Raw genomic sequence first — 16,947 nt, forward strand, 5'->3', positions numbered from 1 at the left:
AAGCATTTGCGGGACATTTGCTGGACACCGGGGCAGCCGTTTCGACTAACCTATTGAAATCATTGGCGCTCCCTAGCGGAATCGAACCGCTCTCTCCACCGTGAAAGGGTGGCGTCCTAACCGATAGACGAAGGGAGCAAAAACAACCGGAAAATCAGTGCTTTAGAGCATGACGCGCCGTGTTGGTCGCCGATAATCAGGTTGGATCAGGCCAGCGACCGGCGAACGTATAGTGGCGTTTTGCCGGGCGGGCAAGCGGCCTGAAACCGCCTTTTTCCGGGCGCTTCCGGCCCGCGCCGGCAAGGGTGGACCGGCCAAAACATCCGGTGTTTTGCAACGGATTTTAAAGCCGCCTGGCGTAGGGCTGGTGGCAGGGGAACTTCTGACATGGCCTTGGGCACCAAAAAGCGCGAGTCGCGCAAATCACTGCATCAATCCGGGTGGATCACGCTGGACGGCGGCTTCGCGGCGCGCCCATGCGTGGTGCAGGACATGTCCACAACGGGTGCCAAGGTCACGATCGACGATCCCAACACGCTGCCCGCCAAACTGAAGCTGGCGTTTTCGCGCGACGCACGCACGGGGCGAAACTGCGAAGTGGTCTGGCGCCGCGGCAAGTCGGTCGGCATCAAGTTCGTCCGCTAGCGCCTTATGGCGCGGAACGATAAAAGGCGGGATGCGAAAATCTCTCCTTGCGATCCCGCTCCTGGTGCTGACCGGCGTGACGGCGTTGGCCGCCGAACCATCCGGCCATCAGAAGTCCGACAAGACCGCCCCTTCGGGCAAGCTGCTTCCGCTGAAGGGAGCGACATCGAGCAATCCATGCGCGGCGTATGGGGCGGGATTCGTCAGGGTCGAGGGCACCGAGACCTGCGCGAAGGTCGGCGGTGCCGTCAGTATCGAGGCCGGCACATCGGCTCGGTCGCGCTGAGCGTCACGTCATCGGCGGGGCGATGAACTGGACAAATCCGGGACGCTCCGAGATCTGCGCGAACCAGCGCTCGAGGTTCGGAAGTTTCGGCTTGGTGACGCCCTCGACGCCGAACCAGCGCCGCGCAAAAGCGCCGAGCGCGATATCGGCGATCGTGAACTGATCGCCTTCGATATAGCGGCGCGTTGCAACTTGTGCATCGACGATCCGCCATTGCACGGCCTCGGCGTCGGCGTCTTTCTGGACCTGGACCATATCGCGTTTTTCCGGCGCCGTGCGCACCAGTGCCCAGAACACCGGCCGGTCCACCGGTTGCAGGGTCGACAGCGTCCAGTCCAGCCAGCGGTCGACGGCCGCGCGGGCCTGCGGACTTTGCGGATAGATCGGCGAATTCTGGCCGTAGGCGAGGCAGAGATAGCGCATCACCGAATTGGATTCCCACAGCACGAAATCGCCGTCGATCAGCGTCGGCACGCGGCCATTCGGATTCATCGCAAGGTAGGGCGCTTCATTATTCTTGCCGAACTGCATGCCGGCATCGATCCGGTCATAGCTGAGATCGAGCTCGCGCAGGCACCACAGCACTTTTTGAACGTTGACCGAATTGACCCGGCCCCAGATGGTGAGTTGTTGTTTGTTGTCAGCCACGTGTTTTGCTCCCAGCGTTTTTCTTGCGGTGACTTGCAACCGCTTCATAGCGGAAGTTCAGCAATTAAGCGCGGGCTGCCTTGGCCTGGACCAAACAAAACTTGGACCAAACAAAAACAGGCTCCGCCGCATCGCGACGGAGCCTGATTTCACGTACGCTTGCCGTCAGCGGCCGAAGAACAACCACAACAGAAGGATTATCGGTATCGGCACGCCCAACAGCCACAACAAAATTCCTCGTCCCATCCTCGTATCCTCCAAAATAGCAATCGAGGAGAGAACGTGCGGACGGATCGATGGTTCCTGCGCGTGACGTCGAAACCGCTGATGTTGTCAAGCGTTATGCTTTTGGAATCTCTGACAGCGACAGTCCGATTCGAAACAGCGAGTAGCCGTTTTGATCGACGGCTTCGCGCACTTCAGCATTGACATCCCCAGCCTCGCGGCTGCGCGTCAACTTCCATTCGTGTTCAGATGTGCCCGATGGAAACGGCACGTCCGCTTTCGTCACCAACCGGTAGCTGGGATGGCGGACGTGCACGAAGAAGTTGTACCGTAGCGTTTTCAAGCGAAGTGGATGCCGGTTCGCGTCGAGAAAACGCGTCAAAACAAAAAGGCCTACCAGTGGCCGGCGTTCGGCATCGAGGTCCACGGCTCGGCCGGCGGCTTCGGGTCACCCTTCTGCAAGAGTTCGATCGAATGCAGATCCGGCGAGCGGACGAACGCCATGTTGCCGTCGCGGGGCGGGCGGTTGATGGTGATGCCCATCTTCATCAGCCGGTCGCAGGTGGCGTAGATGTCGTCGACCTCATAGGCGAGGTGACCGAAATAGCGGTCTTCGCCGTATTTCTCTTCGTCCCAATTGTAGGTGAGTTCGACCAGCGGCGCGCCGCGGGTGGCCGGCGAGGCCTTGAGCAGGCCTTCGTCTTCGGCGGCGCACAGGAACACCAGCGTGAAGCGGCCCTTGTCGTTGTCGATCCGGCGCACTTCCTTCAGCCCCAGCGCATCAGAATAGAATTTCATCGCGGCATCGAGATTGCGGACGCGCAGCATGGTGTGGAGAAAACGCATGTTTCTTGGCTCCCTTTGCGAGGCTTGGTTTTTGGTTCGGGGCTTGAATAGCAGCAAAATTCGCCACGGGGCAGGGGGCATGATGCGGTTTGGGCGCTACCCTGGGCCCTTTACATGGCGGTGTGGCTGGGAAAGTGATGGCAGCATGAAATACCTGCTTGGCGCTCTTCTCATCTCCGGCACGGCTCATGCAGCCGATCAACTTCCCAGCAGCATGTTGGGAAAGTGGGCCTCTGACGCCGCTGCGTGCGGACAGCAGTCCAGCGAACTCGGGATGACGGTCGAACCCCGGACAGTGCTGTTTTACGAGCACGGCTACCAGATCAAGCGCATTACTCGGCTAAAGGACGGCTCGCTAAAGGGTACGGGATATGGATTTGCAGACGATGGTCGATCCAACGATTCAATCACGCTGAAGCTGATTGATCCGAACAAGCTTCAGGCCAAGGGAGAGATCTATCATCGGTGTGAAAAGCACAACGGAGGCGCACGATGAGTGGACCCGAAGCGGGCGGCTTCGCTGCGACTCAAGCGAAAGCCCCGCCTGGGGAAAAGCGGGGCTCTCTGAGAGAAGCGGAGATGGGGACAAATCTCGACGCTTCGATAGTTAGACGCGCGAGGCCATCAAAGGTTCAATGATGAATGAGCTATGGAAATTGACGGCTTGAAGCGAGTTCTGATCTAGGGACTGCTGGTTTGTTCCCGAGTGCGGCCTGCGCGGCCGGCGCGTCTGAACTGTGGGTAATTCGACCGTGGGCTGGACAGGCAAGCCCGTCCGCACATTATGCGTCGCGAGACGGAATCTCTGGAGGGCCTAGGGGGACAGTCTCGCTGAAGGCCACGCGGCGTAACGCCCGCGTGGCCTTTTGTTTTCGAATTATTTACGATTGCTCGTCCGCAAAATTGCGGACTCTGTTCGTTCTCCGAGAACGAAAGCGGAGTCGTGGTTTCCCTTTGAAGGTTGGACGCGGATGAAAACGCGATGCGCGAACCTCTCCTCGATGTTGCGGGGAGTGCTGACGCGGCTCTGCTTCTTGCGCTGAGCGTGCCCAGTCGCACGATTGTCCGAACACGAGCGCCGTAGGCTTCATCGGGTCACCTGCTGGAGTTGAAAATGCTGGCCCAAACTATCTTGATCGCGAGCTTGCCCTCGACGTTCTGCGTGGGCTGCGCGGCCTTATCCTGCCTACAAGGAAGGCAAGCAGTGGGTCTGGTTCGCAGGCCTGTCCGTGCTGGCCGGCGTGGGCGGCATCACCGCCCCTCAACTTTGGGCTATGGCGGCTGGCCAGCCATTGATCACCTGGCGGGTGACCCAGCGTAATCCCGAATGCAAAGAGCACATGATGGCGGCAGGCAAGCTCGCGGAAAAATTCGAGCCCGAACTCTATTCGGTGGCCAGCGTCCACGATTAGCAAGACCGACGCGCGGTTACAGCTACACAAGCGAAAGCCCCGCTCGGGGGAAGCAGGGCTTTCTGATGGGGATGAGTGTCTGGGGGACTACTCATCCATAAGTCACCGCACCGCGTAATTGGTTCAAACCGATTTTCGCGCGCAGTTGATCCACGGAGCACTTGCGAGTGTGTTCTTGTTATGTTCTATTCAGCCATTCCCTGGAGGTTGATTCATGGACATCGAGAAACAACGCGAAATCATCAGGTTCTGGAACCGCATGCGCCGGGTCGACGGCCCGATCGCCGAGGAAATCCGCATTCAGATCCTGGAATATTTTGCGCAGCAGGACCGCCCGAAACGCGCGGCCTGATGAGGTTTGCTCGCGCGCGTCGCGACGGCGTTAAGGCGCTGGCATCGAGAGCGTGATCTCGCCGCACAGATATTCGCGAGACTTCTTCCGTCATTTGCTTGGGCAAGCGGAGGAGCCAACGAACATCGATCAATGGTCTGATCGTGCGCGCGACAATGTTCTTTGTCGTTCTGCCGATCACGATACCAAAACGGCGCGGATGAAGTTGTCCGTTGCCGGGCGGTATCGGTGATCGCGCCGCATCTGATCCATTGACGGCGGACCGTTGCACCATGCCCCTACGTATTTGGATGCGTCGACCTCAGGTCGCAGTTACGCTTCTTCCCGGTGCCCGTCAGAGCCGCGGTTGAACACGCCGTAATGGCTCGACTTCTGGCCGTCGCCATCTGTCGGTGCGACCGTCAGTCCGAGCCGCAACAGCTCGCGCACCGCCGCCGCGCGGGTTGGCATCCGGTGCTTGAAGCGGAAGTCGTCGAGAACGGTCATCTCCTCGGGAGAGAGCATGATTTGTAAGCGTTCGCCCCGCATGTCGGTCATGTGCCTGCCTCAAGTTTAGACAAATGAGTAAGTGCCTAACTCGGAGCAGTTCGCTTTGGTTCCTTCAGTTGCCAAGAGAAAGTCAGTTGAGTAAAATATGCAAACAAAATCAATAAGTTAAGTGTTGATACGGGATGTGTTCGGGAGTAGATTCCATGACAAGGAGTGCTGTCATGGACAAGGAAATCAAGCTTCCGAAACTTCCCAAGGACTCAAAACCTCCCAGGCGCCCGAGCCATGAGAGGGTGATTGAAAACCTGGACAAATGGGCCACGAGCCCGGGCCTTCAGCCGCCAAAATAGGCTGCAAGGCAGGGGACCTTATCGGGACTGAAACGCCCCGCGCCGGATTGGCGAATGGCGGACGCAGTATCCCCGCACAGAGCGCGGATCGACAATGGCCGTCGCTCCGCATCAAACGCGGAAAATGAAACTGTCGGTCGCACCAGCCCTGTCCCCCGGCGGCAGGCATGTTGCCGGCAGCGCGAGGGACTAGACTCACTTCCGATGGCCTAGACCTTGACGTCGACCAATGGGGTTGGCTCGGCCTGGGCGTGTTGTTCGATCTGCGCTTGCTGCGCCTGCGCCTTGGCGTCGTAGACGGCCTTCAGGTCTTCGTTGATCGTGTTGGGCGGCGCCTTGGCGGTTTGGTCGACAAGGAGCTGGATTCTGGCCTGCGTCACTTCAACAGGTACGGGATAAACAAGCATGAGATTATCCTCCAGCCCAAAAGCTGTCAGGCGCTCGTTTACACTTTGTAAAGAGATTGGGTTAACGGCGAAGTGGGTTAACGGCGGACCGGTACCGGCAAGATGTGCAGGGGATGCCCCAGATGATTTTGGTGACAGGGAGTATTCTGGCGCGTGAGGACAGCTTCGATGAGGTGCTGGCCGCCTGCCTTGATCATGTCGAGCGCTCGCGGACGGAGCCCGGCTGCATCTCGCATGACGTGCATGTCGACTGCCAAAATCCGATGCGCCTGTTCTTCTTCGAGCAATGGGCGGACGAGGCAGCCCTGCGCACTCACTTCGCCGTTGAAGGTTCGAAAGCGTTCGTCAAATCGCTCAAGGGCCGGATCGTCGAAACCACCGGGACCAGGATCTATCGCGCGGAATCAATTCCGCGATAGCCACGCTGCAAGCGGTGAGCGCGCAACGTGCCACGCTTCTGGTCGCCTGCCGGCCTTAGTGGATCTTTTCCAGCCGTTCGGCATAAAGCCGGAATTCCTCAGCCATCTCGATAAGCTTCTTCGAGGCCTCGGGATCCTTGACGGCGTGGGCCAAACGCTTGGCTCGGATCGACTGGTCGCGGTAGTGATCTGCCTGGGTCATGTCAGCACCTTTTCGGATAGGTGCAAATCGCGCCAAAAAGGTTCGATCACGACGATGCGAACAGCCGATCGTGTCCGGAGCACGCCGATCAGGCCGGCCTGGCGGGATCGGCAAGGGGCCACGATGCGGTTTGCCGCCGGCGAGCGCTCCCGAAGTAACCCGATCTTAAGGGGCAGCCGGTCCGGAAAGCGCGCCCCCTGTTCGTTCTTCGAAGAACAAAAGGAGTCTTGCTTCGATGTTTCGACTTCGCTGGCGCAGCGCTTCGCGTGTCGCCTCAGCTGTTGGACCGATCCATTTGGTCGTGTTGTGCTAGCCCAGGCAGTGCTGATGCGTGCTCCGCTGAAGAGAAAGCTCGATGCGGTCTGTCCGCCGGCGCTGTGGACGGGTGCGCAGCAAGCGTTGGGCGCAACACCGGAAAACCCGTTTTGCCGCCCTGTGATTTGCCTGTGGATTTGCTGCGGACAAGTGCGTGCGGGATCGGTGCGGGTGCGCGCCAACCGGCGAGGTCAACGATCCCTTTCCGGAGCTCCAATAACCCTATTCAGTTAGGTTAAGACCGGGATTGCGTTGTGCTTATCAGAGGTTGCGCTAGGGATGGCTGGAGGAAGCAGCCATGGTCCCTTCGTTTCATAACGCCGACAAGCCGACCCACCGACGCGTGATGGTGGTCGGACTGCTGTTTTGCCTGGCCTTCGTCGGCATTAGTTTTTCACTGCGGTCGCAGCCGGAAACCGGACAGGTGCTGGTCAAAGCCGACAGGCTGGTCCGGACGGCGGGCGAGCCGCATAAGGCGAACTAGGATCCCACGCCTAGAGCATCATCGGTTTCAGGACCGAAGCGCTAGCCTCTTGTTTTGACGCGTTTTCTTCACGCGAACCGGTATCCACTTCGCTCGAAAACGCTTAGCGGTCCGGTAATTTGTCGCCGCGCGGTTTGTGATATTTGGCGATGCCGATAAATCCGGCAAACGCGAACACGTTCAGCAGAACTTCCAGCCATGGGGGCATCGTTGCACCTCTTTCGGGAACAAATTCCCGGAGCCGCAATTGGTTCCTTCGTGCCCGGTTTGGCGTGGATATTTGAGGGCAGGGCCTGCCAGGCGCGAAATGAAAAAACCCCGCCAGCCTCCGAAGAGGCTGACGGGGTGTTTCATGCTTCTACCTCTGGCAAGGTTGCTGCACTTGACCTGAGAACGCGCATCCGCAGGGTTCGTTCCCGGCCTTCCGAAAATTTTTTGACGGAAATGGCTTGCCGGTTCCGGGTGCTGGCGGACTTACAAAAAAGCTCAGAGCATCGCCCGGGCTTTTCGCTGATCGGACTTTGGCGCTAGCTCCAGAACGATGGGCGGTTAAATCCGCTCCAGGCTTTGCCGAGCGTGGTGGCGTAATATTCCTCGCGCTCGCGTTCGAATTTTTCCTGTGTGGCCTTGAAGCTCGCGACCCGTGCTGCGATTTCCTCGCGCGCACGCGCGAGCCTTTCGTCCTGTTCGTTCATTGCCCATCCTTTTTGGAGTCGTGTTTTTGAGTCGTCCCGGTTGCCATTGACGGTTGCGATTGGGGCGTGAATTGGGAAGCCGCGTTGCGGGATTGTGGTCGTCTGTTTGCAAAGCGATGGCGGTGGATAAGGCCAGCGCACAGCTTGTTGCGTGCGCACCTTCCCGCTAGCGACAAGCAAACCGGAGGTTCCAATGGCAAAGATCGATCTGGATGCGCTGAGCATCGAAGAGCTCGCCGCACTGCGCGAGCACGCCACCGACAAGCTGTTCGAGAAGGTCGCCGCACGCCGTGCCGAGCTCGAGGCGGAACTGGAAAAACTCGCGCAATACGGCAAGCCCGCGAAGAAAACGGAGAGCGCGCCCGTCGCCAAGGTCAAGAAGACCGAAGAGGTGCGGGAACCCAAGGAACCCGTCGCCAAAGCTGCTTGATGATGCCTGCCTAGTGACGCGCGGCTGACACTCGATCGCGCAGGGGCCGACCGAACGGCCAATCCGATTGGGCGCGCTATCGTCGGCGGCCAATTTTGTTTGACGTGTTTTCCGTTGCGGGGCAGGCTTCCGCTTGGAAACGCTTTGAAAAATCGGATGTTGACGTGATCGCACCAGACCTTCGCAGCGGCGTCGAACAGCTCGGCAACATGATCGCCGAGGCATCGTCCATCGTTCCCTTTACCGGCGCCGGCATCTCGACCGAATGCGGCATTCCCGATTTCCGCTCGCCTGGCGGATTGTGGACTCGCAATCGTCCGATTCCGTTCGACGAGTTCGTCGCCAGTTCCGACGCCCGTGACGAGGCTTGGCGGCGGCGCTTTGCGATGGAGCCGACCTTTGCTGCGGCGAAGCCCGGCCGCGGACACCGGGCGCTGGCGTCGCTCTACAAGGCTGGCAAGATCCCCGCGATCATCACCCAGAACATCGACAATCTGCACCAGACGTCCGGTTTCAAGGCCGACGACGTGGTCGAACTGCACGGCAACACGACCTACGCCCGCTGCATCGGCTGTGGGCAGGCCTACGATCTGCCCTGGGTCAAAGCCCGCTTTGACGAGACCGGCGGCGCGCCCGATTGCACGGTTTGCGACGAACCGGTCAAGACCGCGACCATTTCGTTTGGACAGGCGATGCCGGAAGACGCGATGCGCCGCGCCACGGAACTGGCCCAGCATTGCGACCTGTTCCTCGCCATCGGATCCTCGCTAGTGGTTTGGCCGGCCGCAGGTTTTCCGCTGATGGCCAAGAACTGCGGCGCCAAGCTCGTCATCATCAATAACGAGCCGACCGAACAGGACGATGTCGCCGATCTCGTGATCCGGCACGACATCGGAGAGACGCTTGGACCATTTGTAGGCAATTGATCTGCAATTGATTCGAAGCTGTGCAAGCCTGTTCATAGTTCCCGCCTGAATTGTTTTTTTAGCTATGCGCCGCATGCGGGAGTGTTATCTTTTGATTCGAGAGATTCGCGCGGCGTTATCATGAGTGGTCATGGATGGGCGCGTGTTCCGGTCCGCTACGGCGATAGCGAGCCGCATTTGAATGTGTGAGGTCCGGGGTCATGGGGTCGGACGGATTTGAGTCCAAGAAGCTCGGGGGGCCGCCGTCAGGCGGGACGGGGCAGAACAGGCTTGGACCAGGTGAATTCTCTGCCGGCGCCGAGCGCGATCCGGCGATGGATGCTCTTTCGGGTCTTGGCGATGCGGCGGCCAACCTTGTCGAAATTTCCGGCGTCATCAAATGGTTCGACGCCTCGAAAGGCTACGGCTTCATCGTTCCCGACAATGGCTGGCCCGACGTGCTGCTGCACGTCACGGTGCTGCGCCGCGACGGCTATCAGACCGCGTATGAAGGTGCGCGGCTGGTGGTCGAATGCGTGCAACGCGCCAAGGGCTATCAGGCCTTCCGCATCGTCTCGATGGATGAGTCCACTGCGATCCATCCGGCGCAGATGCTACCGCCGCGGACCCATGTCAGCGTTACGCCGACCTCGGGTCTGGAGCGCGCGCAGGTCAAATGGTTCAACCGGCTTCGCGGTTTCGGCTTCCTGACCTGCGGCGAAGGGACGCCCGACATCTTCGTGCATATGGAAACGCTGCGCCGCTTCGGCATGACCGAGCTGCGGCCCGGCCAGTATGTGCTGGTGCGGTTCGGGCCCGGCTCCAAGGGCATGATGGCCGCGGAGATCCACCCCGAGACCGGGCCATCGGCGCTGTCGTCGCATTAACCGCCCGTATTCGCTGCCCGGCCTGTCACCTGACGGAATCGTGAGCCGGTCTTTGGCTGCGCGTGCGCCGGCCTCTGGCCTTTGCCGCAATCATCGGGTTAGGATTTCCCGGCAATAGCCCTAAATCCCCCTGGATCATCCTGATGTCCGGCGTGAGTGTTGTGATGAATTTGGTTTCGATGGTTGCGCCCGTCTTGCGCGGGCGGCTGACGGCGTCGCTGCTCGCAACGCTGGGTCTGCTCGTTACCCTCGGCGCAAGCCCAATTGCGCAGGCCGCCAGCTTTCAGCCGCTCGAGATCGCCACCAAATCCGGCGTGCAGGTGTTCTCGGTCGAGTTGGCGACGACCGAAGCGGAGAAGACCACCGGGCTGATGCACCGCAAGGAATTGCCCGACGGCAAAGGCATGCTGTTCGATTTCTCTCCCGAACAGCAGATCTCGATGTGGATGAAGAACACCTACATCTCGCTCGACATGATCTTCATCCGCGCCGACGGCCGCATCCTGCGGATCGCGGAAAATACCGAGCCGATGTCGACCAAGATCATCTCGTCAGGCGGGCTCGCCAAGGGCGTGCTGGAGGTGATCGCCGGCACGGCGCAAAAATATGGCATCAGGCCCGGCGACCGGGTGGCCCACCCCCTGTTCAACGGTCGCTAGGCATAGAGCCGCCAGCGCGTTCCTGTGCCCGTTCGGCGCACATTGGGCGGGTCCTGCAGGGCCCGAACACAAAATATCGAAAACAACCCCATGCAAAGTAGAGCGGGCTCCGGCAATGAGAGCCGGCGCCAGGCCGCCCAGCGCCTTGCTGGCGGGGCCTCAAGCGTGTATCGACGTCAATTCCCAACACAGATCGGGGTATAGCGCAGCCTGGTAGCGCGGCAGTTTTGGGTACTGCAGGTCGTTGGTTCGAATCCAGCTGCCCCGACCAATAATCGTTTGAATTTACTGGTTATTTTTTCTTGATGCAGGCGCCGGCGTCCTTGAGACGGATCACCGCTGCGAGGCCTGCCACGCCAGCAGGCGATGTTCGGCCATCGACATCGCCACCGACGTTACATAGCCGGTTACACCGAGCAGGATGACGCCGGCGAACAGATCGGCCGAGCGGAAGGCTCTGGCCGAGAGCAGCACCCAATGGCCGAGACCGTCGAGGCCGGCGAGGATTTCGCAGACCACGGAGAGGATCAGCGCCACCGTCAGGCTAAGGCGCATGCCGGCCAGAATGTCGGGGCTGGCCGACGGCAGCGCGACCTTGAAGATCACAGCCAGTCTGGACATCTGCAGTGAGCGCGCGACCTCGTAGAGCCGCGGTTCGACCGCGGCAAAGCCATGGATCGTCGCCAGCATGATCGGCCAGATCGCGCCGAACGCGATCACGAACAGCGCCATCGCCTGCGTCAGCCCCAGCATCGCAATCGCGACCGGGATGATCGCCGATACCGGCAACGGCCGCAGAAACTCCAGCGACGGCGCCACATAGGTCCGCATTATCCGCGACGAGCCGATGATCGCGCCGATCGCGATACCGGCGATCGATGCGGCGAGCCAGCCATAGGCCATGTGCTCGAGCGTGCCGGCGAGTTTGCTCCAGAGATCGCCGTTGGAAAATCCACGCACCAGCGAGGCCCAGGCCCGGTCCGGGCTCGGCAGGAACACCGCCGAGACCAGCTTCAGATTGGCAACCAATTGCCACAGCGCAATGAAGGAGGCGGCGACGGCAAAGCTTGCGGCGCGCCAGAGCCAGACAGTCGCGTTGCGGTTCATGCGCTGTCTCCACTCAACGCGGCGCGGCCGAACAGGCGGTGCTGCGCCACCACCAGCAGTATATTCAGCGCGTAACCGATGGCGCCGATCCAGACCAGATAGGCCAGCATCAGGTCGGGCCGCAGCGCCTGCTGCGCCAGCATGATCCCGGCGCCCAGCCCCAGCGGATTAATCGCGATTTCGACCGTGACGGCGACGATCAGCGCGATACCGGCCGACAGCCGGAACGCCACGAAGATCCGCGGCAGCGCGGCGGGGATGATGATCTTCCAGACCCGCTGCGCAGCGGGAAGCCGCAGCGCCCGCGATACTTCCATCAGCCGCGGTTCGATGCTGCGTACCGCCGCCCGGCTCAGGATCAGGATCGGCCAGACGCAGGCGAACGCGACGATCACGATTTCCATGCGATAACCGAAACCGAGTGCGATCAGCGCGATCGGCAGCAAGGCGATCGACGGGATCGGCCTGATCGCCTCGACCGTCACCTCCATCAGGCGGTTGAGCGTGTCTGATATCCCGAAGGCAATGCCGAGTGCCAGCCCGATGACGGCGCCGATCGCGAGGCCCGCAAAGGCCGAGAACAGCGTGTCGCGCGTTGCTGCGAGGATGGAGAAGTCGGCAAAGGCGCCGGCGAGCGCCATGATGATTTCGCTTGGTGGCGCCAGGCTGTCGCTTTGCAGATGCGTCGCGCGCGCCCAGGCCTCGAAGGCGAGCAGCACCGCCAGCGGCAGTATCAGCGCCTTGACCTTTTCCTTGGCCTTATCCGTCGTCACTGCTCGGTCGCCTTGATGAAGTCGAACAATTGCCGCCGCAAGCGCAGGAATTCCGGGTGTTCGCGGGTCGAAAGCTGATCGCGCGGCCGCGGCAGATTGACCGCAAGCTCAATGCCGATCCGTCCGGGATGCGGCAACAGGCCGATGACGCGGTCGCCGAGATAGATGGCTTCGTCCAGATCATGCGTCACGAAGATCACGGTGGCGCCGCTCGCGGCCACCAGCGCCAGCACCTCATCCTGCAAGCCCTGCCGCGTCATCGCGTCCAGCGCGCCGAACGGCTCGTCCATCAATAGCGTCTTCGGCTCCTGCGCGAGGCAGCGTGCGATCTGCAGCCGCTGCTGCATGCCGCCGGACATTTCGGCGGGATACTTTCCGGCGTGGCCGGGCAGGCCGACCGTGCGCAGCAATTCCTCGATGCGGGCAGGGCGCTCGGCGGAGGGCATCCCGCCCGCTTCGAGCGCCAGCGACACATTGCCGGCCGCGGTGCGCCACGGCAGCAGCGCCTTGCCGTAATCCTGGAAGACGATGGCGATCTCGCGCCGCGGATGCAGCATCAGCTGACCGTCGAAATCCACCCTGCCGCTGGTCGGCTGGTAGAGCCCCGCCGCCAGCCGCAGCGCGGTGGTCTTGCCGCAACCGGACGCACCGACGACGCAGAGGAATTCGCCGGGCCGGACGCCAAGGCTCAAATTCTCGATGATGGTCTTGCCACCGAGCTGGAGCGTAACGCCGGTGAAGGCGATCTGCGGTCTCGGCTGGCCGGGGATGACTTCGAAGCGTTTTGCGGCGTTGACCATGGCGTCAGCTCTCGCTTCCATTGGGGTAGACGATGTCGATCGTCGAACGCAGATGCGCCTCCAGCATCGCCTGCGCGCCGGCGATATCGCGGGAAAGAACGCGGTCGGCGAGCAATTGGTGGACGCGTACGAATTTCTTGCCGCTGTCGAGGGAGCGCATCATCACGCGGCGATAGCGGTAGGCCTGGTCGTAGAGATCGGAATGCGCGGCCAGCAGCCGCTTGGAGCCGCAGCCGCTCAGAAGAGCGCTGTGGAAACCCTTGTGCAGCCGGTCGAAATCATCGGCGCCTTCGCGGAATTCATCGCCGGTCCGCTCGATGTGCCGGCGCATCTGGTGCAGCGTGCTGACGATGCCGGCTTCCCAGGCATCGTCGCCATGGGTAATCGCCAACCTGATAGCCTCGATCTCGACCGCGGTCCGCATCACGGTGATATCGTGCAGATCCTCGCGACTGACGTCCGCGACGCGAAAGCCGCGCTGTCCTGTTCCAACGATCAGCCCGCGCGACATCAGCCGTGATAAGCCCTCGCGCAGCGGCGTCGCGCCGATCTCATAGCGCTGAACCAGATCGATGATCCCAAGCCGCGATCCCGGCGCGAGATGCCCGGCCAGTATGTCGTGCTCGACCAGCGTGGCCGCTCGCTCGCTTAAAGTTGCGGCCTCAGTCGCGGGTTGGGTCGAATTGCGCTCGGTAGTCGACATTGCAACAGCCTCACTTCAGGACCAGTTTGGCGGTATCGAGCTTGGATTGCAGCATTTTCTGCGACGACATTACCTCGATCCACCAGATCAATTGCTCGGGCTTAAGCACCGGCTCGGATTGGTTCGGGGGCGTCGCCTTGACCAATTCGATCGGCTGCTTGGTGAATTTGGAGATCGACGCGGACGCCTTTTCGCGATCGCCATTGACGATCAGCGCGGATTCGGCGATCGCATCGCGAAATTTCTTGATCGCGACGGCGTTCTTGTCGGCCCATTCGCGGGATGCCGCGTAGAAAATGATCGGGTCGGTGCGCGCGAGCTCGGCTGCATAACGCGCGCCGACCGAGCCTAATCCTGCGTTCAGCATACGCGCCACGAACGGCTCGGCGGTCAGCACGGCATCGACGCCGCCTGATTTGATGATGTCGGCCATGGTCGGGAAGGTGACCTCGACGAAATTGACGCGCCTGGGATCGACACCTTTGTCCACCAGCCACTTTACGAACAGCACATGCAGGAAGGCGTTGAGGCCGGGCGCGCCGACTTTCTTGCCGACGAAATCCTTCGGCTCCTTGATGGTAATGCCGATGCGGACGAAGGCGGCGATGCTGTCCTGGTTCACCGGGCTCATCACGCTCGCGCCAGCGATGGCGACGAGGTCGAGGCCGCCGTCAACGGCCTGCAGAAACACAGTCGAGGTTGGCCCACCGATCTGAATCGAGTTGGAAAGGATCGCGGCGGGGATGTTCGAATTGATGCCGATCGGCGTCATCTCGACTTCAAGCCCGTGCTTTTTGAAGATGCCTTCGTCGATCGCCACCATGGCGGAGGCGCAATCCGACGTCGCCGTGCAACCGACCTGAATCTTGGCCTGCGCGACGGCAGCTCCCGTCAGCGCCAGGCTGACCGCAAAGGTTGCAAGGGTCCTTTTCACCGCCATCTCCCCGGTTTACATTTTTTGCGCTTGATTATCGATATTTTTTTTGATCATATATTTCATCCAAAAGCAAGAGGGCGGCACACAATGAAACTCGCAACATTCAAATCCGGCGGTCAGGAAAAGGTCGGGATCGTGCATTCCGGCGACGGCAAACTGTTCGATCTCGCCGCGGCCGCCGGCCGGAACGGCGCCGCCAATCCGGCCTTTGCATCCATGCTTGCCCTGATCGACGCCGGCGAAGGCGCGCTCGAACAGGCATCGGCGGTGTTCGACAAGCACGGCAAGGACGAAACCTTGTCGGTATCAGCTGCAACGGCCGACATCCTTGCCCCGATCCCGGAGCCGCGGCAGATGCGGGACGGCATGTCATTCCCGCTGCACATTCTCCAGGCCCCGCGCGGCCAGCTCAAGCTCGCCGCACGCGCCAGGAACGACATGGCGGAACTGGCGCGGATCGAGGCCGAGCCGCTCGGCGAATTGCCGGAGGTCTATCGCAAGCAGCCGATCTATTACATCACCAACCGCTTCAGCGTCCGCGGCACCAACACCACCGTAAAGTGGCCGCGCTACAGTCAGGTGATGGACTACGAATGCGAATTCGGCATCATCACCAAGAACAAGGGTGCCAACATTTCCGCCGCGAAAGCCAAGGATCACATCTTCGGTTATACGATCTTCAACGATTTTTCTGCGCGCGACGCCCAGCGTATCGAAATGGAGGGGCGGCTCGGTCCCGCAAAAGGCAAGAGTTTCGATGGCGGCAACGTGATGGGACCGTGGATCATCACACCGGACGAAATCGGAGACCCCTACAAGCTCAAGATGGAAGTGCGCGTCAACGGCAAGATGCGCTCGCAAGGGGTTTCCGATGGAATGCTGTTTTCATTCGAGGAGATCATCGCCCATGTCACCAGGGATGAGACCCTGATGCCCGGCGAATTCATCGGCTCCGGCACGGTCGGCAATGGCTGCGGACTGGAACTCGGCTGGTATCTCGAACACGGCGACAGCATCGAGCTTGAAGTCGAAAAGATCGGTATCCTGAAGAACCGGGTCGAACGGCAATAGGGCGCCGCGACCACGCCACCACAACAAGAACCAAAAACATTCAGCGAGGAAACGCCAATGGCGCGCAAGTTGATCGATATCTCCGTTCCCCTGCAAAACGACGTACCCGCCGATCCGCCGGGCGGTCACCCGACTATCCAGTACATCGACCACCAGCAGGGCCTGCCGCGCATGCTGCAGTTCTTTGACGGGCTGAAGGCCGAAGACTTGCCGGACGCGCAGGGCTGGGCGGTCGAGCAGGTGCAGCTCTCGACCCACAACGGCACGCATCTGGATGCGCCCTGGCACTTCCATCCCACCATGAATCGGGGCGAGCGATCCTGGACCATCGACGAGGTGCCGCTGGAATGGTGCCTGCAGCCGGGCGTGAAGCTCGACTTCCGGCATTTTGCCGACGGCTATGTGGCGACCGCCAAGGACGTGGAGAACGAGCTCAAGCGTATCGGTCATACGCTGTCGCAGCTGGAAATCGTGGTGGTCAACACCAGCGCCGGCGTCAAATACGGCCGGCAGGATTATGTCACCTCGGGCTGCGGCATGGGCTATGAGGCGACCATGTATCTCCTCGAGCGCGGTGTGCGGCTGACCGGCATCGACGGCTGGAGCTGGGATGCGCCGTTCGTCTACACCGCAAAGAAATATGCCGAGACCAAGGATGCCAGCCTGATCTGGGAAGGCCACAAGGCCGGTCGTCACATCGGCTATTGCCACATCGAGAAGTTGCACAACCTCGAGCAACTGCCATCGACCGGGTTCATGGTGTCCTGCTTCCCGGTGAAGATCGAACGCGCCTCGGCGGGCTGGACCCGGGCCGTCGCTATTCTCGACGGATAGATCCATCGCCTGCGAGAAAGGCCGGGAGGAATTTCATGATGGAATGCCTCTAGCCGTTTGGCAGAT

The 16,947-nt window shown here is 60.9% G+C and carries 25 protein-coding genes and 2 tRNA genes; 14 read left to right on the plus strand and 13 right to left on the minus strand.

The window, feature by feature from the left end; all coding sequences use genetic code 11:
- Positions 1–63: 63 nt before the first annotated feature.
- Positions 64–138: transfer RNA gene (locus JQ575_RS28950), tRNA-Glu, on the minus strand.
- Positions 139–387: 249 nt separating this feature from the next.
- On the opposite strand from JQ575_RS28950, the gene JQ575_RS28955 reads away from it, so the two are divergent.
- Together JQ575_RS28955 and JQ575_RS28960 are read left to right on the plus strand one after the other, a co-directional pair.
- Positions 388–645, plus strand: a complete 258-nt coding sequence (locus JQ575_RS28955; protein ID WP_192735778.1) for a PilZ domain-containing protein — start codon at positions 388–390, stop codon at positions 643–645.
- Between the two features lie 31 nt (positions 646–676).
- Positions 677–931, plus strand: coding sequence for a porin (locus tag JQ575_RS28960; RefSeq protein WP_212036613.1), 255 nt, complete (start codon positions 677–679; stop codon positions 929–931).
- A gap of 3 nt (positions 932–934) precedes the next feature.
- Here JQ575_RS28960 and JQ575_RS28965 read toward each other — a convergent pair whose 3' ends face one another.
- The 3 genes from JQ575_RS28965 to JQ575_RS28975 all read right to left on the minus strand — a co-directional run bounded on the left by JQ575_RS28965 (position 935) and on the right by JQ575_RS28975 (position 2,650).
- Positions 935–1,579 (minus strand): glutathione S-transferase family protein, encoded by a 645-nt coding sequence (locus JQ575_RS28965; protein ID WP_409364831.1) that lies wholly within the window; start codon positions 1,577–1,579, stop codon positions 935–937.
- 340 nt (positions 1,580–1,919) lie between these two features.
- A complete protein-coding gene (locus JQ575_RS28970) occupies positions 1,920–2,231 on the minus strand; it encodes a hypothetical protein (RefSeq protein ID WP_212036615.1) in 312 nt (103 codons plus the stop codon).
- Positions 2,198–2,650 carry a VOC family protein gene (locus JQ575_RS28975; protein ID WP_212036616.1) on the minus strand — a complete coding sequence of 151 codons (453 nt, stop codon included), beginning with the start codon at positions 2,648–2,650 and terminating at the stop codon, positions 2,198–2,200. Before JQ575_RS28975 ends, JQ575_RS28970 begins: the two co-directional genes overlap by 34 nt.
- 145 nt (positions 2,651–2,795) lie before the next feature.
- On the opposite strand from JQ575_RS28975, the gene JQ575_RS28980 reads away from it, so the two are divergent.
- The 3 genes from JQ575_RS28980 (at position 2,796) to JQ575_RS28990 (ending at position 4,414) form a co-directional block, all read left to right on the plus strand.
- Positions 2,796–3,146, plus strand: coding sequence for a hypothetical protein (locus JQ575_RS28980; protein ID WP_212036617.1), 351 nt, complete (start codon positions 2,796–2,798; stop codon positions 3,144–3,146).
- 733 nt (positions 3,147–3,879) lie between these two features.
- A complete protein-coding gene (locus JQ575_RS28985; protein WP_212036618.1) occupies positions 3,880–4,062 on the plus strand; it encodes a hypothetical protein in 183 nt (60 codons plus the stop codon).
- 214 nt (positions 4,063–4,276) lie between these two features.
- The gene (locus JQ575_RS28990; protein WP_212036619.1) at positions 4,277–4,414 is read left to right on the plus strand and encodes a hypothetical protein; all 138 of its coding nucleotides are present in this window, start codon (positions 4,277–4,279) and stop codon (positions 4,412–4,414) included.
- A 312-nt stretch (positions 4,415–4,726) separates the two neighbouring features.
- Here JQ575_RS28990 and JQ575_RS28995 read toward each other — a convergent pair whose 3' ends face one another.
- Both JQ575_RS28995 and JQ575_RS29000 read right to left on the minus strand, forming a co-directional pair.
- Positions 4,727–4,951 carry a hypothetical protein gene (locus tag JQ575_RS28995; protein WP_192735784.1) on the minus strand — a complete coding sequence of 75 codons (225 nt, stop codon included), beginning with the start codon at positions 4,949–4,951 and terminating at the stop codon, positions 4,727–4,729.
- Between the two features lie 511 nt (positions 4,952–5,462).
- On the minus strand, positions 5,463–5,660 hold the full coding sequence (locus JQ575_RS29000; protein WP_192735785.1) for a hypothetical protein: 198 nt from the start codon (positions 5,658–5,660) through the stop codon (positions 5,463–5,465).
- Positions 5,661–5,782: 122 nt separating this feature from the next.
- Here JQ575_RS29000 and JQ575_RS29005 point away from each other — a divergent pair, with 122 nt between their 5' ends.
- Positions 5,783–6,079 carry a putative quinol monooxygenase gene (locus JQ575_RS29005; RefSeq protein WP_212036620.1) on the plus strand — a complete coding sequence of 99 codons (297 nt, stop codon included), beginning with the start codon at positions 5,783–5,785 and terminating at the stop codon, positions 6,077–6,079.
- Between the two features lie 55 nt (positions 6,080–6,134).
- Here the strand turns inward: JQ575_RS29005 and JQ575_RS29010 are convergent, their stop codons facing one another.
- On the minus strand, positions 6,135–6,281 hold the full coding sequence (locus JQ575_RS29010; RefSeq protein ID WP_212036621.1) for a hypothetical protein: 147 nt from the start codon (positions 6,279–6,281) through the stop codon (positions 6,135–6,137).
- Positions 6,282–6,894: 613 nt separating this feature from the next.
- Here JQ575_RS29010 and JQ575_RS29015 point away from each other — a divergent pair.
- Positions 6,895–7,080, plus strand: coding sequence for a hypothetical protein (locus JQ575_RS29015; protein WP_212036678.1), 186 nt, complete (start codon positions 6,895–6,897; stop codon positions 7,078–7,080).
- A gap of 527 nt (positions 7,081–7,607) precedes the next feature.
- Here the strand turns inward: JQ575_RS29015 and JQ575_RS29020 are convergent.
- A complete protein-coding gene (locus JQ575_RS29020; RefSeq protein ID WP_212036622.1) occupies positions 7,608–7,775 on the minus strand; it encodes a hypothetical protein in 168 nt (55 codons plus the stop codon).
- A gap of 193 nt (positions 7,776–7,968) precedes the next feature.
- Here JQ575_RS29020 and JQ575_RS29025 point away from each other — a divergent pair, with 193 nt between their 5' ends.
- From JQ575_RS29025 to JQ575_RS29045, 5 genes are all read left to right on the plus strand, one after another.
- Entirely contained in the window at positions 7,969–8,205 is a 237-nt protein-coding gene (locus tag JQ575_RS29025; protein ID WP_212036623.1) for a hypothetical protein, read from the plus strand.
- 164 nt (positions 8,206–8,369) lie between these two features.
- Positions 8,370–9,131 carry a Sir2 family NAD-dependent protein deacetylase gene (locus JQ575_RS29030; RefSeq protein ID WP_212036624.1) on the plus strand — a complete coding sequence of 254 codons (762 nt, stop codon included), beginning with the start codon at positions 8,370–8,372 and terminating at the stop codon, positions 9,129–9,131.
- A gap of 200 nt (positions 9,132–9,331) precedes the next feature.
- Positions 9,332–9,997 (plus strand): cold-shock protein, encoded by a 666-nt coding sequence (locus JQ575_RS29035; protein ID WP_212036625.1) that lies wholly within the window; start codon positions 9,332–9,334, stop codon positions 9,995–9,997.
- Between the two features lie 164 nt (positions 9,998–10,161).
- Positions 10,162–10,656 (plus strand): DUF192 domain-containing protein, encoded by a 495-nt coding sequence (locus tag JQ575_RS29040; protein WP_212036626.1) that lies wholly within the window; start codon positions 10,162–10,164, stop codon positions 10,654–10,656.
- Between the two features lie 194 nt (positions 10,657–10,850).
- Positions 10,851–10,927, plus strand: a tRNA-Pro gene (locus JQ575_RS29045).
- Positions 10,928–10,989: 62 nt separating this feature from the next.
- Here the strand turns inward: JQ575_RS29045 and JQ575_RS29050 are convergent.
- Genes JQ575_RS29050 through JQ575_RS29070 form a run of 5 tightly spaced genes read right to left on the minus strand, consistent with a single transcriptional unit; the run spans position 10,990 to position 14,973 of the window.
- Positions 10,990–11,763, minus strand: a complete 774-nt coding sequence (locus JQ575_RS29050; RefSeq protein ID WP_212036627.1) for an ABC transporter permease — start codon at positions 11,761–11,763, stop codon at positions 10,990–10,992.
- On the minus strand, positions 11,760–12,536 hold the full coding sequence (locus tag JQ575_RS29055; RefSeq protein ID WP_212036628.1) for an ABC transporter permease: 777 nt from the start codon (positions 12,534–12,536) through the stop codon (positions 11,760–11,762). Before JQ575_RS29055 ends, JQ575_RS29050 begins: the two co-directional genes overlap by 4 nt.
- Positions 12,533–13,336 (minus strand): ABC transporter ATP-binding protein, encoded by an 804-nt coding sequence (locus JQ575_RS29060; RefSeq protein WP_249166957.1) that lies wholly within the window; start codon positions 13,334–13,336, stop codon positions 12,533–12,535. The genes JQ575_RS29055 and JQ575_RS29060 overlap by 4 nt, the downstream gene beginning before the upstream one ends.
- 4 nt (positions 13,337–13,340) lie before the next feature.
- Positions 13,341–14,039 carry a GntR family transcriptional regulator gene (locus JQ575_RS29065; protein ID WP_212036630.1) on the minus strand — a complete coding sequence of 233 codons (699 nt, stop codon included), beginning with the start codon at positions 14,037–14,039 and terminating at the stop codon, positions 13,341–13,343.
- 10 nt (positions 14,040–14,049) lie between these two features.
- Complete coding sequence (locus JQ575_RS29070; RefSeq protein ID WP_312016042.1) at positions 14,050–14,973, minus strand: ABC transporter substrate-binding protein; 924 nt, start codon at positions 14,971–14,973, stop codon at positions 14,050–14,052.
- Between the two features lie 90 nt (positions 14,974–15,063).
- Here JQ575_RS29070 and JQ575_RS29075 point away from each other — a divergent pair, with 90 nt between their 5' ends.
- Positions 15,064–16,047, plus strand: a complete 984-nt coding sequence (locus JQ575_RS29075) for a fumarylacetoacetate hydrolase family protein (protein WP_212036632.1) — start codon at positions 15,064–15,066, stop codon at positions 16,045–16,047.
- A 57-nt stretch (positions 16,048–16,104) separates the two neighbouring features.
- The gene (locus JQ575_RS29080) at positions 16,105–16,881 is read left to right on the plus strand and encodes a cyclase family protein (protein WP_212036633.1); all 777 of its coding nucleotides are present in this window, start codon (positions 16,105–16,107) and stop codon (positions 16,879–16,881) included.
- Positions 16,882–16,947 lie beyond the last annotated feature (66 nt).

It is taken from the genome of Bradyrhizobium sp. JYMT SZCCT0428 (assembly GCF_018131075.1).
Taxonomy (GTDB): domain Bacteria; phylum Pseudomonadota; class Alphaproteobacteria; order Rhizobiales; family Xanthobacteraceae; genus Bradyrhizobium.

What these genes read in the sequence shown, in the direction of transcription:
- JQ575_RS28955 (WP_192735778.1), top strand. Translation starts at nt 388, where the DNA reads ATGGCCTTGGGCACCAAAAAGCGCGAGTCGCGCAAATCACTGCATCAA.
- JQ575_RS28960 (WP_212036613.1), top strand. Translation starts at nt 677, where the DNA reads ATGCGAAAATCTCTCCTTGCGATCCCGCTCCTGGTGCTGACCGGCGTG.
- JQ575_RS28975 (WP_212036616.1), bottom strand. Translation starts at nt 2,650, where the DNA reads ATGCGTTTTCTCCACACCATGCTGCGCGTCCGCAATCTCGATGCCGCG.
- JQ575_RS28980 (WP_212036617.1), top strand. Translation starts at nt 2,796, where the DNA reads ATGAAATACCTGCTTGGCGCTCTTCTCATCTCCGGCACGGCTCATGCA.
- JQ575_RS28990 (WP_212036619.1), top strand. Translation starts at nt 4,277, where the DNA reads ATGGACATCGAGAAACAACGCGAAATCATCAGGTTCTGGAACCGCATG.
- JQ575_RS28995 (WP_192735784.1), bottom strand. Translation starts at nt 4,951, where the DNA reads ATGACCGACATGCGGGGCGAACGCTTACAAATCATGCTCTCTCCCGAG.
- JQ575_RS29000 (WP_192735785.1), bottom strand. Translation starts at nt 5,660, where the DNA reads ATGCTTGTTTATCCCGTACCTGTTGAAGTGACGCAGGCCAGAATCCAG.
- JQ575_RS29005 (WP_212036620.1), top strand. Translation starts at nt 5,783, where the DNA reads ATGATTTTGGTGACAGGGAGTATTCTGGCGCGTGAGGACAGCTTCGAT.
- JQ575_RS29010 (WP_212036621.1), bottom strand. Translation starts at nt 6,281, where the DNA reads ATGACCCAGGCAGATCACTACCGCGACCAGTCGATCCGAGCCAAGCGT.
- JQ575_RS29015 (WP_212036678.1), top strand. Translation starts at nt 6,895, where the DNA reads ATGGTCCCTTCGTTTCATAACGCCGACAAGCCGACCCACCGACGCGTG.
- JQ575_RS29020 (WP_212036622.1), bottom strand. Translation starts at nt 7,775, where the DNA reads ATGAACGAACAGGACGAAAGGCTCGCGCGTGCGCGCGAGGAAATCGCA.
- JQ575_RS29025 (WP_212036623.1), top strand. Translation starts at nt 7,969, where the DNA reads ATGGCAAAGATCGATCTGGATGCGCTGAGCATCGAAGAGCTCGCCGCA.
- JQ575_RS29035 (WP_212036625.1), top strand. Translation starts at nt 9,332, where the DNA reads ATGGGGTCGGACGGATTTGAGTCCAAGAAGCTCGGGGGGCCGCCGTCA.
- JQ575_RS29040 (WP_212036626.1), top strand. Translation starts at nt 10,162, where the DNA reads ATGAATTTGGTTTCGATGGTTGCGCCCGTCTTGCGCGGGCGGCTGACG.
- JQ575_RS29050 (WP_212036627.1), bottom strand. Translation starts at nt 11,763, where the DNA reads ATGAACCGCAACGCGACTGTCTGGCTCTGGCGCGCCGCAAGCTTTGCC.
- JQ575_RS29060 (WP_249166957.1), bottom strand. Translation starts at nt 13,336, where the DNA reads ATGGTCAACGCCGCAAAACGCTTCGAAGTCATCCCCGGCCAGCCGAGA.
- JQ575_RS29065 (WP_212036630.1), bottom strand. Translation starts at nt 14,039, where the DNA reads ATGTCGACTACCGAGCGCAATTCGACCCAACCCGCGACTGAGGCCGCA.
- JQ575_RS29075 (WP_212036632.1), top strand. Translation starts at nt 15,064, where the DNA reads ATGAAACTCGCAACATTCAAATCCGGCGGTCAGGAAAAGGTCGGGATC.
- JQ575_RS29080 (WP_212036633.1), top strand. Translation starts at nt 16,105, where the DNA reads ATGGCGCGCAAGTTGATCGATATCTCCGTTCCCCTGCAAAACGACGTA.